Annotated in this window: 13 protein-coding genes; 8 read left to right on the top strand and 5 right to left on the bottom strand. The window is 64.7% G+C overall.

From position 1 onward, the window contains the following. Nucleotides 1-11 precede the first annotated feature (11 nt). Both JW929_15335 and JW929_15340 read left to right on the top strand, forming a co-directional pair. Nucleotides 12-2,657, top strand: coding sequence for a CBS domain-containing protein (locus tag JW929_15335; GenBank protein MBN1440779.1), 2,646 nt, complete (start codon nt 12-14; stop codon nt 2,655-2,657). After that, entirely contained in the window at nt 2,654-3,196 is a 543-nt protein-coding gene (locus tag JW929_15340) for a GNAT family N-acetyltransferase (protein ID MBN1440780.1), read from the top strand. The genes JW929_15335 and JW929_15340 overlap by 4 nt, the downstream gene beginning before the upstream one ends. A gap of 20 nt (nt 3,197-3,216) precedes the next feature. Here the strand turns inward: JW929_15340 and JW929_15345 are convergent, their stop codons facing one another. The 3 genes from JW929_15345 to radA all read right to left on the bottom strand — a co-directional run bounded on the left by JW929_15345 (nt 3,217) and on the right by radA (nt 8,367). Next, nucleotides 3,217-5,649 (bottom strand): PAS domain S-box protein, encoded by a 2,433-nt coding sequence (locus JW929_15345; protein ID MBN1440781.1) that lies wholly within the window; start codon nt 5,647-5,649, stop codon nt 3,217-3,219. A gap of 316 nt (nt 5,650-5,965) precedes the next feature. After that, nucleotides 5,966-6,952 (bottom strand): hypothetical protein, encoded by a 987-nt coding sequence (locus JW929_15350; protein ID MBN1440782.1) that lies wholly within the window; start codon nt 6,950-6,952, stop codon nt 5,966-5,968. Further along, nucleotides 6,949-8,367 carry a DNA repair protein RadA gene (gene radA, locus JW929_15355; GenBank protein MBN1440783.1) on the bottom strand — a complete coding sequence of 473 codons (1,419 nt, stop codon included), beginning with the start codon at nt 8,365-8,367 and terminating at the stop codon, nt 6,949-6,951. Before radA ends, JW929_15350 begins: the two co-directional genes overlap by 4 nt. Before the next feature lie 308 nt (nt 8,368-8,675). On the opposite strand from radA, the gene JW929_15360 reads away from it, so the two are divergent. The 4 genes from JW929_15360 to JW929_15375 all read left to right on the top strand — a co-directional run bounded on the left by JW929_15360 (nt 8,676) and on the right by JW929_15375 (nt 10,718). Then, nucleotides 8,676-8,915 carry a hypothetical protein gene (locus JW929_15360; GenBank protein MBN1440784.1) on the top strand — a complete coding sequence of 80 codons (240 nt, stop codon included), beginning with the start codon at nt 8,676-8,678 and terminating at the stop codon, nt 8,913-8,915. Between the two features lie 166 nt (nt 8,916-9,081). Next, a complete protein-coding gene (locus JW929_15365; GenBank protein ID MBN1440785.1) occupies nt 9,082-9,657 on the top strand; it encodes an RNA polymerase sigma factor in 576 nt (191 codons plus the stop codon). Further along, on the top strand, nt 9,650-9,997 hold the full coding sequence (locus tag JW929_15370) for a hypothetical protein (GenBank protein MBN1440786.1): 348 nt from the start codon (nt 9,650-9,652) through the stop codon (nt 9,995-9,997). The genes JW929_15365 and JW929_15370 overlap by 8 nt, the downstream gene beginning before the upstream one ends. Further along, nucleotides 9,984-10,718 carry a hypothetical protein gene (locus JW929_15375; protein ID MBN1440787.1) on the top strand — a complete coding sequence of 245 codons (735 nt, stop codon included), beginning with the start codon at nt 9,984-9,986 and terminating at the stop codon, nt 10,716-10,718. The genes JW929_15370 and JW929_15375 overlap by 14 nt, the downstream gene beginning before the upstream one ends. A gap of 231 nt (nt 10,719-10,949) precedes the next feature. Here JW929_15375 and JW929_15380 read toward each other — a convergent pair whose 3' ends face one another. Both JW929_15380 and JW929_15385 read right to left on the bottom strand, forming a co-directional pair. Next, nucleotides 10,950-11,447, bottom strand: a complete 498-nt coding sequence (locus JW929_15380) for a hypothetical protein (protein ID MBN1440788.1) — start codon at nt 11,445-11,447, stop codon at nt 10,950-10,952. An 8-nt stretch (nt 11,448-11,455) separates the two neighbouring features. Then, on the bottom strand, nt 11,456-11,797 hold the full coding sequence (locus JW929_15385) for a hypothetical protein (protein MBN1440789.1): 342 nt from the start codon (nt 11,795-11,797) through the stop codon (nt 11,456-11,458). Nucleotides 11,798-11,970: 173 nt separating this feature from the next. Between JW929_15385 and JW929_15390 the strand changes: the two genes are divergently transcribed. Together JW929_15390 and tsaD are read left to right on the top strand one after the other, a co-directional pair. Then, the gene (locus JW929_15390; protein ID MBN1440790.1) at nt 11,971-13,308 is read left to right on the top strand and encodes an aminopeptidase P family protein; all 1,338 of its coding nucleotides are present in this window, start codon (nt 11,971-11,973) and stop codon (nt 13,306-13,308) included. Between the two features lie 8 nt (nt 13,309-13,316). After that, nucleotides 13,317-14,372: a tRNA (adenosine(37)-N6)-threonylcarbamoyltransferase complex transferase subunit TsaD gene (tsaD, locus tag JW929_15395; GenBank protein ID MBN1440791.1), complete on the top strand. Its 1,056-nt coding sequence runs from the start codon at nt 13,317-13,319 to the stop codon at nt 14,370-14,372. The last annotated feature ends 9 nt before the right edge of the window (nt 14,373-14,381 follow it).

Raw genomic sequence — 14,381 nt, forward strand, 5'->3', positions numbered from 1 at the left:
CGGACGCAAAAATGCATTTAATCCTCACTCACGATCAGGCCGATTTTGACGCGCTGGCCGCCCTTCTTGCGGCGCGCCTGTTGGAGCCGGATTCGCACGCGGTGATCCCGAACCGCACGAACCGGAACGTCCACGCGTTCCTCGCCCTGTACGGCGAGGAGTTGCCGCTCGAATCCCCGGACGACCTTCCGAAGGAGCGGGTCGAAAGGGTGACGCTGGTCGATACGCAGTCGATGCCGACAATCCGCGGCGTCGGAGAGCACACCCGGGTCCACATCGTAGACCACCACCCGGAGCGCACATCCCTGCCGAAGGGTTGGACCGCGGCTGTGGAATCCGTCGGCGCCACCACAACGATGCTGGTCGAATCCCTGCAGGCCGTCGGCCAGCCGGTTTCGTCGGAACAAGCCACCCTGCTCCTGCTCGGGATCTACGAGGACACCGGCTCACTCTCCTATGCCGGGACCACTCCGCGCGACGTCCGGGCCGCCGCCTGGCTGCTGGAGCAAGAGGCAAACCTCTCGCTGGCCGCCGGATTTCTCAACCACCCGCTTTCCGCGCCGCAGCGCCGGCTTTACGACCGTCTGCTGGAAAGCGCGGAAACCCGGATCGTCCAGGGCCGGAGGATCCTTCTGGCCCGGGCCGACGCTCCGGCGGACGTCGAGGAAATCTCCACCCTGGCCCACAAACTCCGCGACCTGTTCCATCCCGACGGATTGTTCGTGCTGGTGGACTTGGGCTCGCATGTCCAGCTGGTGGCGCGTTCCACCGCAGATTCGATCGACGTTTCCAAAATTTCCACGCACTTCGGCGGAGGGGGGCACGACCGCGCCGCGGCGGCGATGATCCGCGGGCGGACTCTCGAGGAAGTGTACCGGGAGTTGACGGATCTGCTCCCGACCTCGATCGTTCCGCCCTTGCAGGTGGCGCAGATCTATTCCCCGCGCCCCCAAGTTGTGGAATCCGATCTGACCGTGGCCGAGGCTTCCGAGCGGATGGCGCGCTACGGGTACGAGGGCTTTCCGGTGGTGCGGGAAGGCAGGGTGGTCGGCCTGCTCACGCGGCGGGCGGTCGACCGAGCGCTCGCCCATGGGATGAAGCGCGCCCATGTCGAGCACGTGATGGAAGGCGGCAATGTTTTCGTCCGGCCTTCGGATTCGATCACCCACCTCCAGCGCCTGATGGTGGAGCAAGGGTGGGGGCAGATTCCCGTCCTCTCGCCCGAAGGCGACGCCGTGGTGGGGATCGTCACGCGCACAGACCTGATCAAAGCCCTCGCGCCCGGACAGAAAGGCAGCGCCGCGGCCCGGTTGAACCTGCGGGACCGGTTGGAACGAGAGTTTCCGCCGGCGCGGATGGCCCTGTTGCGCGCCGTGTCATCCGTCGCGGATCGACAGCGGATTCCGCTGTATCTGGTGGGCGGCGTGGTCCGCGATTTGGTGCTGAACACCCCCTCCTACGACCTCGACCTGGTGGTGGAAGGCGATGCGATCGCACTTGTCCGCTCCGTGGCGAGGCAGTACGGCGGACGGGTGCGCAGCCACGACCGCTTCGGGACGGCCAAATGGCTGCTGCGCGGTGCCGACCTCGGCAAACTGTCCCTCTCCGCGGACGCGGCATCCCGGCTTCCGGAATCGTTGGATCTGGTTTCGGCGCGCGCGGAATTTTATCCGCATCCTTCGGCGCTTCCCGAAGTCGAGCGCGGCAACCTCAAGCTGGATCTTCACCGGCGGGATTTCACCATTAACACCCTTTCGCTTTCGCTCAACGCCGCTCATTTCGGAGAGATCAACGACTTCTGGGGCGGGCTGCGCGATCTGGAGGAAAAGCGCATTCGGGTCCTGCATTCGATTTCCTTCGTCGACGATCCGACCCGCATCCTGCGGGCTGTGCGCCTCGAACAGCGGCTGGGATTCCAAATCGAACCCCGGACTCGGGATCTGATCGACCGCGCCCTGCCCCTGCTCCACCGCGTCAGCGGCGACCGCATCCGCCACGAGTTCGAGGCGATCTTTGAAGAGCCGTCGCCTGGGGATGCCCTGCGGCGCCTGCAGGAGTTGGATGTGCTCGGACGGATCCACCCCGGATTGTCTTGGAATCCGGCCCACGCCGAGCATGTGCGCCGAGCCCGCGCCTTTTCGCCGGATCCGCGCTGGCGGCTGGCGGACGGCGGTCGGGGGGTTTTTCCTCCGATGCATGCCTGGCTGGTCGGGCATCCGGACTCCGACCTGGATGGAATCCTCGACCGCCTGAACCTTCCCAAGCGCGAGGCCACCCGGATTCGGTGCGCGCGCCGGGTGTTGGACCGTCTCTCCGCGACGGCGGCGGATGCCGCCCCGAGCCGCATCTGTGATTTGCTGGAAGACGTCTCCGAACCGGCGTTGGTGGGGGCGTATTTGCTGGCCGCCGAGCCGGTTCGCGGATGGCTGGATCGCTACCTGTCGGAGTGGCGGTTTGTGCAGACCGCGACCGACGGTACGGTCCTCCGCGCGCGCGGATTGCCGCCGGGCCCACGGTATCGGGAGGTCCTGCATCAACTCCGTTGCGCGCGACTCGACGGCCTCATTTCCACGGCGGAAGAGGAGGCGCGGATGCTTTCGGAGCTGATATCCGCTTCCTTGGCCGATGAAACGAACGGCCGGAGGAAGCCGGGTTGAGCGCCGGAGCGGTCGCGGCCGACGCCGTCCGCGCGGGCGAGGAATTCATCATCCGCTTGTTGGTGGAGCGGGACCTTCCGGCGTTGGAATGGGACGGCGTGTTCACCCATTTCCGGCGGCTGTTCCGCCAGGCTTACGACGATATGCGCAACGGATCGCGTCTGCTCTTAGTGATGGAATGCCGGACGACCCGGGAGCTGGTCGGGCAGGTGTTCATCCAATGGAACAGCAGCGACTCCCGATATGCCGACGGCCGCCACCGGGGCTACCTGTACGCGCTGAGGATCAAGCCGGATTTCCGCGGAAGGGGGTTGGGGTCGCGCCTGATCCGGTCGGCGGAGGACGAATTGCGGCGGCGGGGGATGGACGCGGCGTCGATCGGCGTGGAAAAAGAAAATTTGCGCGCGCGCACCCTCTACGAACGGCACGGCTACCGGGTCATCGCCGAAGATCCCGGTCATTGGTTCTACAACGATCATGAGGGGGTGCTTCGGGAAGTCGTCGAGCCCGCTTGGTTGATGGAAAAACGCTTTGCCTGACGGGCTTGGTCCACATCCCGTTATGGGGCTGGCAGGGTGAAAAAGAACGTGGCGCCGTTTTCCACGGCGCCCTCCGCCCAAACCCTGCCCCCGTGGCGATGGATGATCCGCTGCACCGTCGCCAACCCGATTCCGTTCCCCGGAAATTCCTTAACCGTATGCAGTCGTTGGAAGGCCTGGAACAATTTTCCGACGTGCTCCATGCTGAACCCGGCCCCATTGTCTTTGACGAAGAACGCGGTTTCCCCTTCCGGGGTGGCGCAGGCGCCGAATAGGATCTTCGCCTTTTTCCGCCGGGAGGTGAATTTCCACGCGTTTCCCAACAAGTTTTCCAGGACCGCCGACAGGAGTCGTTCGTCGCCGAGGACGGATAAACCCTTCGCGACCTCCGATTCTACATTCCGGTCAGGATCGTTGCGCCGCAATTCTTCCAGGATCCTGCCGGCGACGGCCGAGAGATCCACCTTCCTGCGGTTGATTTCGCCGCGGGTCAGGCGTGAAAGGACCAGCAGGTCGTCGATCAGCAAACCCATGCGCCGGCTGGCGGCGCGAATCCGCTGCAGAAAATCCTTCCCCGGATCGTCCAGGACCGCGCCGTAATCCTCTTCCAGGGCCTGGCTGAAACCGTCGATGCTCCGCAGGGGGGCGCGCAAATCGTGCGAGACGGAGTATCCGAAGGCTTCCAGCTCCTTGTTCGCGGCTTCCAGCTGAGCGGTCCGTTCGGCCACCCGGCGCTCCAACTCCGCGTTCAACCGCCGGATCTCCTCCTCCGCCTTCTTCCGTTCGGTGATGTCGGTGGCGAGGCACAGCACCTTGTCGCTGCGGCCGGTCTCCTCCCGCAGCGGGATTTTGTTGATGCTGAACCAGCGCTCGCGCCCCTCGGCGAAGGTGATTTTCTCCTCCGGTAACAGCTGCGGTCTTTGGCTGGAGAGGACCACGCCGTTGGCTCTCAGAATCCGGCGCACGTCTTCCGGCGGGTGTCCGCATTCGGCGTCCTCTTTGCCGGCCATCGCTTCGGGGGTGGACCCGTAAATGTCTGCCAGGGCTTGGTTGACCAACGCGAAAGTCCCGTCGGATTTCTGGACGCATACCAGATTGGGGGAAGAGTCGATCACCGCCCGGAGAAAGGCGCGTTCCTGGGAGAGCTCCTCCTCGACCCGTTTCAGCCGGGTGATGTCCATCCCGATCCCCACCAGGCCGATGATGCCGTCGTCCGCATCGCGCAGGGGGACCCGGGAGGTGAGGAGGGTCCGGGGATTCCCTTTGGTGTCGGAAATTTTCATCTCCTGGTCCAGAAAGGTTTCCCCGGATACCACAACCCGCCGGTCGAATTCCCGAAACCGGTCCGCGGTGGATTCGGCGTCGGCGGACCCCGGCCCGTGCGCGGCATGGAGCGGGCCCATCATCTCTTCGTCCATCCGGTTGGAAAGGATTTTGTGGGAATGCGCATCCTGGGCAAAGACGGCCACCGGCAGGTTGTCGATCACCGTCCGGAGCAGAACGTGCTCGCGGTTAAAGGCTTCCTCCGCCTGCCGCCGTCCGGTGATGTCGCGGATTCCGAAAATGATGCCTTCAAAGGTCCCGGACGGATCGTACATCAGGCGGGTTTCCGATTCGGCCCACTTGAATTCCCCGTCGGCGCAGCGGATGCGGAATTCCTGCCGGATGGTGGGCAGGAGGTTCGCCACGGCCCCTTGGACCTGTCGGAGGACCCGTTCGGATTCCTCGGGATGGATGCATTCCAAGACCGACCGGCCTTCCAGCTCCTTCGGCTCCCAGCCGAATATTTTTTTCACCGAAGGGCTGGCGTACAGGAGGATGCTGTGGGTGTCGGCGTGGCCGATCACATCGAGCATGTTTTCGGTGATCATCTGCAGCCGGGTTTGGAAGAGGCGCGATTGCGAGAGGGTGGATTCGAACCATGTGGCGCAGACCCAGGAAATGAACGCGATCAGCCCCATCACGAGCAGGGAAAAATAATTAAATTCCTGGGCCGCGCCGGCTTGGAAATAACTCGCCGTGTACAGGCCGGATTGGACCGCCAGGACGAGAAAGGAGGCGGCGGGAGAAATCAGGAAGGATGCCAGGGCGATCGGCACGGCCGCCACAATCAGCACCCGGTCGTAGTCCGCTCCGGCCAGGCTTAGGAAGGGAAGGAGGCTGGATAGGCAGACGAAGACCAGCGAGGCCGCGCGGTTCCATCCCCGGCGGTTGATCCACCAGATGCCGCTGATCGACACCAGCCCGATCAAGTTGACGAAGACGAAGGTCATTTGCCGCGGATCGGAATCCCTGAACCACAGAAAGAGGTTGATCAAAAACAAAAACAGGCTGGCGTGCAGGCCTCCGAGCAGGAAAAGGCTCAGGAGCTGGCCGCGCCAGCGCAATCCCGGTTTGCCTTGGCGCACTTCCATCCAGTCCGCCAATATTTTCTTATACACGGAGACAATCATATCCCGCTCCCGAGAACGAGGATGGCGTTGGGGGTCCGGCTTTTGAGGACCATTCGGGCCGGATCCGATTATCGGATAAACGCGACTCGGACGCAACCGGAATCGGCTGTCCGCAGGGGTGCTCTTCCAGGAAGCGTGCCGTCTGAAGGAAGCCCTGCGCGAAAAAAGGCAACCATCCGGTGCGGCGGGTAGAGCTTGTTGGAAAGGAGTCGAATCGACCGATGCCGCCGAGGGCGTTGACGACTCCGCTCGGGATTTCCGCGGCCGAGTGCTTTTCATCGGCCGGCGCGGAGCGGAACGGGCGAGGAGCGGCGGGTCAGCGGAAGTTCAGCAAAATGTCCAATACCTTGAGGTTGATCGCGAAATCCGTATTGGTGTGACTCAACAATTCCAGGTCCACGGCGGCGATGCCCTGAAAGGCGGCCCAATCGACGAGGTTGCCGGTGTACTTGCAGCCGGTGTCGATCGGCGGATATTGGTAGGGGGATTCGGCGGCGATCGCCTTCGCCAGGCGGACCGACGCCGGATCCGGAGGCTGGCCGGCGGCGAAGACGCCGAGCGCCGCGCTATGGTAATTGATCAACGCGTCGAAATGGTGCTCGAGGATGAAATCGCGCATGGCTATGCTTTCGGGTTCGGAGAACGGATACGGGCCGCCGGTGACGGGCGTCGCTACCCAGCAGCCGTACAGGTCCCATTTCTCCTGCCAATAGGCGTCCCAGTTCCGGTTTAGATCCACCCCGTTTTCGTTGGCGCGTCCTTCGGGTCCGTGCGCGCGGGCCTCCCCGTCCGGGTTTAGGGAGCGGACGATGTAGAGGGTCACCTGCTCGGGAATCATCTCCGGATGCTCGGTGATTTCCTGGATCAACTGGTCGGCCAGGGCGATGGTGTTCCACTCGCCGCCGCCGTGGATGCCGTGGATGGTCAGCCGTTCGACGGGCCCCGTCCCGAACCGGAAGGCTTCGATCGGCCGGCCGGCGACGGAATACCCGATCACCGCCGGGTCGGAGGCGAACGGGATCGGCGTCGGTGGAAGCGTGGCGGTGACGGTCGGGGTGATCGAGGGCGTGAAGGTCGCGGTGGCGGTCGCGGCCGGCGAAGCCGTCGCCGTGGAGGGGCCGGTGGGAGTGAGGGTGCGGGTGAGGGTGGGCGGGGCGCCGGGCGCGAGGGTCGGGGCAGGGAAGAGTGCGGCCGCCGCGGAATCGGCCAATCCGCTCCAAACGACGAGCATTCCGAGAATCAACAGCAGGCAGATCCCCCACACGGCAAGCGCGATTCTCTTCAGAGTCCGGGTGTCGTTCATGGCGCCACCAAAGCCGCCTCCAAGGCTTCGCGCAGCGAACGGCAACCGACAATGTCAATCCCCGACGGAGGCGGTTCGCCGCGGCGGACCGTCCGCGGCAGGATTGCGCGTCGGAATCCGAGCGCCGTCGCTTCCCGAAGGCGGGTCTGGGTTTGGCTGACGGCGCGCAACTCGCCCGACAATCCCACCTCGCCGATCAACACCGCGTCGGCGGCAACCGGCCGGTCCTTCACCGAAGAGGCGATCGCCGCGGCCATGGCCAGATCGGCCGCGGGTTCGCTCACCCGCAACCCGCCGATTACGTTCAGGAAGACGTCCTCTTCCGCCACCCGCACCCCCGCCCGGCGGGTGAGCACCGCCGAGACCAGGAGCAGGCGGTAGAGGTCGACACCGTTCGGCGTCCGCCGCGGGGTTCCGTAGGCGGCGGGGCTGGTCAGCCCCTGCAGTTCCAACAGCAATGGACGGGTTCCCTCCATGACGACGGCGATTGCCGAACCGGGCGATTGGGCGGCGCGCTCGGCCAGAAACGCCTCGGAGGGATTGGGAACTTCCACCAGCCCGTCGCCGCGCATTTCGAACACCCCTACTTCGGAAACCGCCCCGAAGCGGTTCTTCACCGCCCGCAATAACCGGTAGCTTTGAAACCGGTCCCCCTCCAGGTATAAGACGGTGTCGACGATGTGTTCGAGCACCCGCGGCCCGGCCAGCACGCCCTCCTTCGTCACGTGGCCGATCAGGAACACCGCGATCCCGGAGGATTTCGCCAGCGCCTGCAGGCGGGAGGCGCACTCTCGGACCTGCGAGACCGAACCGGCGGAGGAGGTCAACTCCGGAAGGTAAGCGGTCTGGATCGAATCGATGATCAGAATCCGCGGAGCGAGATCCTGCACGTGCTGCAGAATGGCGTCGAGGCGGGTTTCGGTGACGAGGAACAGCGATTCCGGATAAGCCTCCGCGGCGGCGGCGCGGCCGGCTTTTCCCGCCGGGCGGTCGGCGGCGCCTCCGGCCAGCCGGACGGCGCGCATCTTCATCTGGCGCTCGGATTCTTCGCCCGATACGTACAGCACCGGACCCGAGGAACCGGCGAGTTTCCACGAAGCCTGCAAGAGGAGGGTGGATTTTCCGATTCCGGGATCGCCGCCGATCAGGACGATCGATCCCGGGACGACCCCTCCGCCGAGTACGCGCGAAAACTCCTCGATCGGAAGGGGCAGGCGGCTTTCCTCTCCGCCCTCGACCTCGCGCAGACGCTTGGGCTTGGAAACGACCGGCCCGGCGGCGGAAGCAGGGGCCGGGACCGCCGGGATCTGCTCCACCATGGCGTTCCATGCGTTGCAGCGGGGGCAGCGGCCCATGCCGCGCGGGCTGGAATATCCGCATTGTTGGCAGACGAATTCGGTGCGGGGTTTCGGCAAGTCCGGCTCCTTACGGTCTGATTATCCCAACGAGGAGGCTTGTAAGCAAGGGGACCGCCGGCGCCCTTCCCCGCGGCGCAGAGGCTGGCGGACGGATCCTGTAAGGTAGGAACACCGGTTTCCACCCTTCCGGCCAGGATCGCCAAAACCGTATCCCGGGGGCCGCCCGCCCTCCAACCGGCGATGGAGGAGTAGAATCCTACCGTCCTAGCGAACTCGCTTGCCGGAGGGGATTACATTATTAGGAGGATATGCCGATGGTTTTTTTCGACAAGCTTATGAAAGCATTCTCCGGGGGAGGCCCGCGGATGTTTCCGCTGGCGGTAAAGTGCAAACGCTGCGGGGAGATCCTGACCGCGCAAGTCAACCTGGCGAACGATTTGAGCATCGAATACGACGATTCGGGAAATCCGGAATTTTACACCTGCCGGAAAGTCCTCATGGGAAGCGGCCGCTGCTTTCAGCGGGTGGAAGTCGTCTTGACCTTCGATACCAATAGGGTTTTACAAGAAAAAACGGTCCACGGCGGCTCCTTCGTCGAAGAATGACGGATGTCCTGGATAGTTCGTTGGGCCGGAATGACAAAATTCTCAACCCTCTCCGCAAAACGTCCGGACCGAAGGCTGCGGACCGCGGCATTCCCCGCGTCATCCTGAGAAAGCATCCGCGAAGGATTCTTCCCAGATCCGCGACTTAGGAATAGGAAGGAACCGCATGGCAGATCCGTCGGGAGCGGCCACCGTCCTGGTCGACCGTTTGCGCCGGGGCGACCCGGAAGCCTGGGCCGATGCGTGCGCGCAGTACGGCGGCCCGCTCTTCCGATACGCCTACCACCTCGCCGGAGGGGAATCCGCTTGGGCGGAGGACATCCGCCAGGAGACTCTCCTGGCGGCCGCATCGTCGATCCGCCGCTTCCGCGGGGAATCGCCCTTCTTCGGCTGGCTGTGCGCGATCGCGCGCCGGAAGGCGGCCGACGAACTGCGTCTTCGCGGGCGGATGGCCGACCCGCCCGGGGAGGACGATCCGGCGGCGGGGATCTGGGACCGGCTGGAAAGCGAGCCGCTCCCGGAAGAATGGGTCGAGCGGGCCGAATTGCGGATGCGGGTGGTGGAAGCGTTGGGCAATCTCCCGCGGGAATATCAGCGGCTTCTGGTGTCGCGCTACGCGGATGGGCTGGCCGTGGAGGCGCTTGCCCGGAGGATGGGCCGGACCTACAAGGCGACGGAGTCGATGCTTTCCAGGGCGCGGGAGGCGCTGCGGAGACAACTGAAGGAGGCGGGCCATGGCTGAAAGCGATCCCGTGAAATCGATCGAGGACCGAAACCTTGAGCGGATCATCACTTCCGCACTCGCCCCGCAGTCGCCGCCGCTCCCCGACGATTTGGCCGCACAGCTTGCGGCGCGTGCACGTTCCCGCCCGCCGACGCGGGATGATCTGCCGCTCGCGGCGGCGGTTTGTTCCGCGGCCGGCATCCTGCTTCTGGCCGGCGCGGTCCTGCTTCCCGCGGGGCGGACGGACCTGCGCGCCTGGGTTTTGGTCCTCCCGGCCGCGAACCTTCTGCTGGGGCCGGTGGCCGCGTTCATCGTCATCCGGAATTTCCAAGGAGGTGTTTCCAATGCCGAAACGTAATTGGATCCTGATTGCGGCCGTGACCGGATTGGCGGCTTTTATCTGCATGGTGGCCGGGATGTTCCTTGTCGTAGGCGTAAACGCTTCCGGGCGGGATTGGGGGGCGGCGGACGCGCGCCGGCAGGCGGTGGAAAATGCGCTCGAAGCCATGCTTCCCGACGAAGTGCAGGCGGCGGATTCGGCCGACCTTGCCCGGGCCATGGAGCGGCTTAAGCAGGAAGAATTCATCGTCCGGGTGTGGATGGTGGATCTGGAGGGCGATGTCAGGCTTTCGCTAAACGGGCCGGCCGGGCCGGAGAGCAACGTCTACGATCTGTCGCAGTACGAGGAGGACCTGATCTTCGCGGTCGAACCCGGGCAACTGGATCCGCTCACGGAATTGGAACTGCGCCTGGCGATGGCCTTGCGGCGCGAAAGCGAGTTTAACGACGTCTACGGCCACGTAGTGCGGTCGATCCCCGGACCGGATGGGACGGCGGCGGTTCTGGTCGGGGTCACCTACGAAGCGGTGGATCCGACGCCCAAGACGTTTGATCTTGCACTCGCCCTCGTCGGCACGGTGGGTTTCTTTTTGTTCTGGCTGGGACTGCCGTTCTGGACCTTCCTCGACGCGCGTTCCCGCGGAGATGGCCGCGCCGCCGTCCTCTGGGGTCTGTTTGTCCTGGTCGCGAACGCCGCCGGGCTGCTGGCGTATCTGCTGGTTAAGCGCCGCAGTCCGTGATCCGGACGGCGAAAAGAAGGCCGCGGCGAATCCGCCGCGGCCTGTTTCTTGGCCGGGAGTGAAGGTTGGCGTTGCCGGGATTGTCTCCGCGGGCGGGATGATGCGCCGCCGAGGGACTGCTGAATCAGCCGGCGGAAGAAAATGAACGGCGCGGACGGATTTGTCCGCGCCGAGAACAAACGCATCGTAAGGCGTACCGTCACCGCGGGATGGCGAAGGCTTTCCCGCGGTTCATTTTTGCGTCCCGCTCTTCATCAAGTCTTCCCCCTCGCCGGTGGCGGCGGACTTAACGGCGCTGGCGATCCCGACGCCGCCGCCGACGACACCTGCCAATCCGAAGACGAGTTTAATGATTAGAATGCGGGCTGTGTTCGCCATCAGCACGGCGTTCACAACCTTTTCGGCGTCGAGCGGGGGTTCCAGCGCAGCAAGAATCGGAAGAAGATCCATACAGGCCGAATAAAAGGAGAAAGCCCCGATCGACAGGAACAGGATGCCGAGCGCCACCAGCAAAGGCATCCTCCGCTGGTGGACTTCCTTCTGATCCAAGTCGATGACTTGTTCGACGAACCGCTTGGATAAGTTCCAATCCCAGCCGGTGCGGTGGCATATTTGGAAAATGATGTCGTTTGGTTTTTTATGGCCGGCCAGGCTGGAAACCACCCACTTGCGCAATTCCGGGTATCGGCTGGCGTCGATGTCCTTGATGTTTATGCTGCCGTTGTACATCGCACCTCTCAATCCCCGGCATCGCGCTCGGTTTCGACCTCTTCCGGATCCAACCGGACCCACAGCATCAGCAGGTGCCCTTCCTGGGTGGACACGTAGCGGGCGGCCTGGATCGGCGCTTGGGCGACCCGTCCGTCGGGGGCCCGGAATTCCAGGACGATCGGCTCGCGCTTTTTCCAGGCGTGGTAGCACCGTTCGACCAGCGCCGGCCCGTTGAACGTCCGCATCCGCGTCAGGGCGGACCGGTACGGGCGCACGCTGTCGCCCAGGCTGGCGGGCCATGCCGCACCCGGATCTTCGAACACGGGCGGCGGACCTTCGATGATGGTGATCTTTTGTTGAGCGCTCATGATTTTATGCGACCTCATAATACCATGGTTGCTGTTCATGGCGGATAGAAGCGACCTAAAAAAGCCGATCAGATCGACCACGGCTCCTTCTTCCACTGCTATAATTCCTGTCAGGATAACGAGCCGGGAAGCCGTACATAACAGCTTTTTATCCGGAATATACGCGGAGGCCTATGAAACAAGACCTGGACCGTCTGATGCAGGAACGGGATCTGGATGCCCTGTGGATAACCGGGCCGGCCAACCATAATCCTTCGATGGTGTACTTCACCGGAGTGGCCAACATCACCCGCGCCGATCTGATCAAAAAACGCGGGGACCCGCCGGTCCTGTTCCATTACCCGATGGAGCGGGAGGAAGCGGCCCGGACCGGCCTGCGCTGCCGGAACCTGGGCGACTTCCGACTCGGGGAAATCTTGAAGGAGGCCGGGGGCGATCCGTCCAAGGCCGGGGCGATCCGCATGGCCCGGATCTTCCGCGAGTTGGATGTGAGCGGGCGGGTGGCGGTCGGCGGAAACGTCGAGCTTTCCGGAGCGTATGCGCTGCTGGCGAAGCTCCCCTCGCAAGCGCCGGACATCCGCTTGGTCGGGGAAGGCGGCGATCCGATCCTTCTCCGCGCCCGGGCGACCAAAAGCGCGGAGGAAATCGAACGCGTTCGTTCGATCGGGAGGGTCTCCACGGCGGTGATCGCCGAGGCGGCCGAGTTCCTGGCGTCGCACTCGGCGAGGGGAAGCACGCTGGTCGGCCGCGACGGGGAGCGGCTGACGATCGGCAAGATGAAGGCGTTCATTCGGCTCCGGCTGGCGGAGCGCGGCGCGGAGGCTCCCGAAGGACTCATCTTCGCCCAGGGGCGGGATGCGGCGATACCGCATTCGACCGGGACCGACGCGGATCCGGTCGAGGCCGGCAAGACGATCGTCTTCGACCTGTTCCCGTGCGAAATGGGGGGCGGCTACTTCTACGACGTCACCCGCACGTGGTGTCCGGGATTCGCAACCGAGGAGGCGGAGCGGCTGTACGAACAGGTGCGCCAGGCCTATGCCGACGCCGAAGGGAAGATTCGCGCGGGCGTGCCGGCCAATCAGGTCCAGCCTGCGGTTTGCGACCTGTTCGAATCGATGGGCCACCCGACCATCCGCACCGATCCTCAGACGGAGTGTGGATACGTGCACACCGTCGGCCATGGAGTGGGGTTGGACGTCCACGAATCCCCCTCCTTCCTGTACGCCGAATCCAACCGCGATGTGGTGGAGAAGGGGGCGGTGTTCACCATCGAGCCGGGCTTGTATTATCCGGAGCGGGAGATGGGCGTGCGGTTGGAGAATACCGTCTGGGTCCGGCCGGACGGCGCGGTGGAAGTGGTCGCGCCGTATCCGATGGACCTTGTTCTCCCGTTGCGGAAGGGGCCGAAGGGCCGGGCCGCGGACCGGATCCGGACTCCCGTCCGCCGCGCGCGCCGGGCGGCGCGGACCGCTTCCGGCAAGCGGAAAACCGGCCGGCGGCCGGGATAGGCGGAGCGATGAGTCCGTCCAAGGTTCCCATAGCGGAAGTGCGGATTCTCGGAATTGAAACCTCCTGCGACGACACCGGCGCCGCGGTCGTTGCGGACGGCGTGCGCATCCTCTCCAATGTGCTCCTCTCGCAAAGTGAACTTCATGCCCGCTACGGCGGAGTGTTTCCGGAGATGGCTTCGCGCAGCCACGTCGAGACGATCGAGCCCGCCGTCCGGCGGGCGCTCGAGGAGGCTCATCTGACGGTGGGGGAATTGGACGCCGTGGCGGTCACGCGCGGACCGGGTCTGGCTGGATCGCTGGTGGTGGGGGTCAATGCCGCCAAGGGGCTGGCGCTGGCGGCGGATCTTCCGCTGCTCGGAATTCACCACCTGGAAGCCCACATCCATTCCCTATGGCTGGGGCGCGAGGAGGAAGACCTTTTCCCCGCACTGTGCCTAATCGTCTCCGGCGGGCATTCCGATCTGTACGTAATGGAGGGGCACGGCCGATACCGCCGATTGGGCGGAACCTTGGACGATGCGGCCGGCGAGGCGTTCGACAAGGTCGCGCGGCTGCTCGGTCTGCCGTATCCGGGCGGACCGGCGATCGAGGAGGCCGCGCGCGACGGGGATCCGGAATCGATCCGCTTCCCGCGCGCTTGGCTGGAGGATTCGTGGGATTTTTCCTTCAGCGGATTGAAAACCGCCGTTCTGCGCGAGGTCCGGCGACTTCAGCCCGATATCGCCGCCGGAGTCGACGCCCCCACGCCGGGATTGCCGGTACCCAATTTGGCGGCGGCATTTCAAGCGGCGGTGGTCGACGTCCTGGCGCAAAAAACCGTCAAGGCCGCGCGCGAAACCGCGGCGAAGGAAATCCTGGTGGCCGGCGGAGTGTCGGCCAATCAGGCCTTGCGCGGAGCGCTGCAACGAACCGCGCCCTGCCCGGTGCGGGTACCGCCGCTGGAACTGTGCACCGACAACGCCGCGATGGTCGCCGCCGCCGGCTACTTCCGGTTCCAAGCCGGACACCGCACCTCGCTCAACGCCGATGTGGAGCCGGATTGGGAGCTGGTCGAGGCGTAGCGGCTGGCG

Source organism: Anaerolineales bacterium (assembly GCA_016928575.1).
Classification (GTDB): domain Bacteria; phylum Chloroflexota; class Anaerolineae; order Anaerolineales; family RBG-16-64-43; genus JAFGKK01.

Coding starts and splice junctions, on each gene's coding strand:
- JW929_15335 (MBN1440779.1), top strand. CDS start 12: ATGCATTTAATCCTCACTCACGATCAGGCCGATTTTGACGCGCTGGCC.
- JW929_15345 (MBN1440781.1), bottom strand. CDS start 5,649: ATGATTGTCTCCGTGTATAAGAAAATATTGGCGGACTGGATGGAAGTG.
- JW929_15350 (MBN1440782.1), bottom strand. CDS start 6,952: ATGAACGACACCCGGACTCTGAAGAGAATCGCGCTTGCCGTGTGGGGG.
- JW929_15360 (MBN1440784.1), top strand. CDS start 8,676: ATGTTTCCGCTGGCGGTAAAGTGCAAACGCTGCGGGGAGATCCTGACC.
- JW929_15365 (MBN1440785.1), top strand. CDS start 9,082: ATGGCAGATCCGTCGGGAGCGGCCACCGTCCTGGTCGACCGTTTGCGC.
- JW929_15370 (MBN1440786.1), top strand. CDS start 9,650: ATGGCTGAAAGCGATCCCGTGAAATCGATCGAGGACCGAAACCTTGAG.
- JW929_15375 (MBN1440787.1), top strand. CDS start 9,984: ATGCCGAAACGTAATTGGATCCTGATTGCGGCCGTGACCGGATTGGCG.
- JW929_15380 (MBN1440788.1), bottom strand. CDS start 11,447: ATGTACAACGGCAGCATAAACATCAAGGACATCGACGCCAGCCGATAC.
- JW929_15385 (MBN1440789.1), bottom strand. CDS start 11,797: ATGAGCGCTCAACAAAAGATCACCATCATCGAAGGTCCGCCGCCCGTG.
- JW929_15390 (MBN1440790.1), top strand. CDS start 11,971: ATGAAACAAGACCTGGACCGTCTGATGCAGGAACGGGATCTGGATGCC.
- tsaD (MBN1440791.1), top strand. CDS start 13,317: ATGAGTCCGTCCAAGGTTCCCATAGCGGAAGTGCGGATTCTCGGAATT.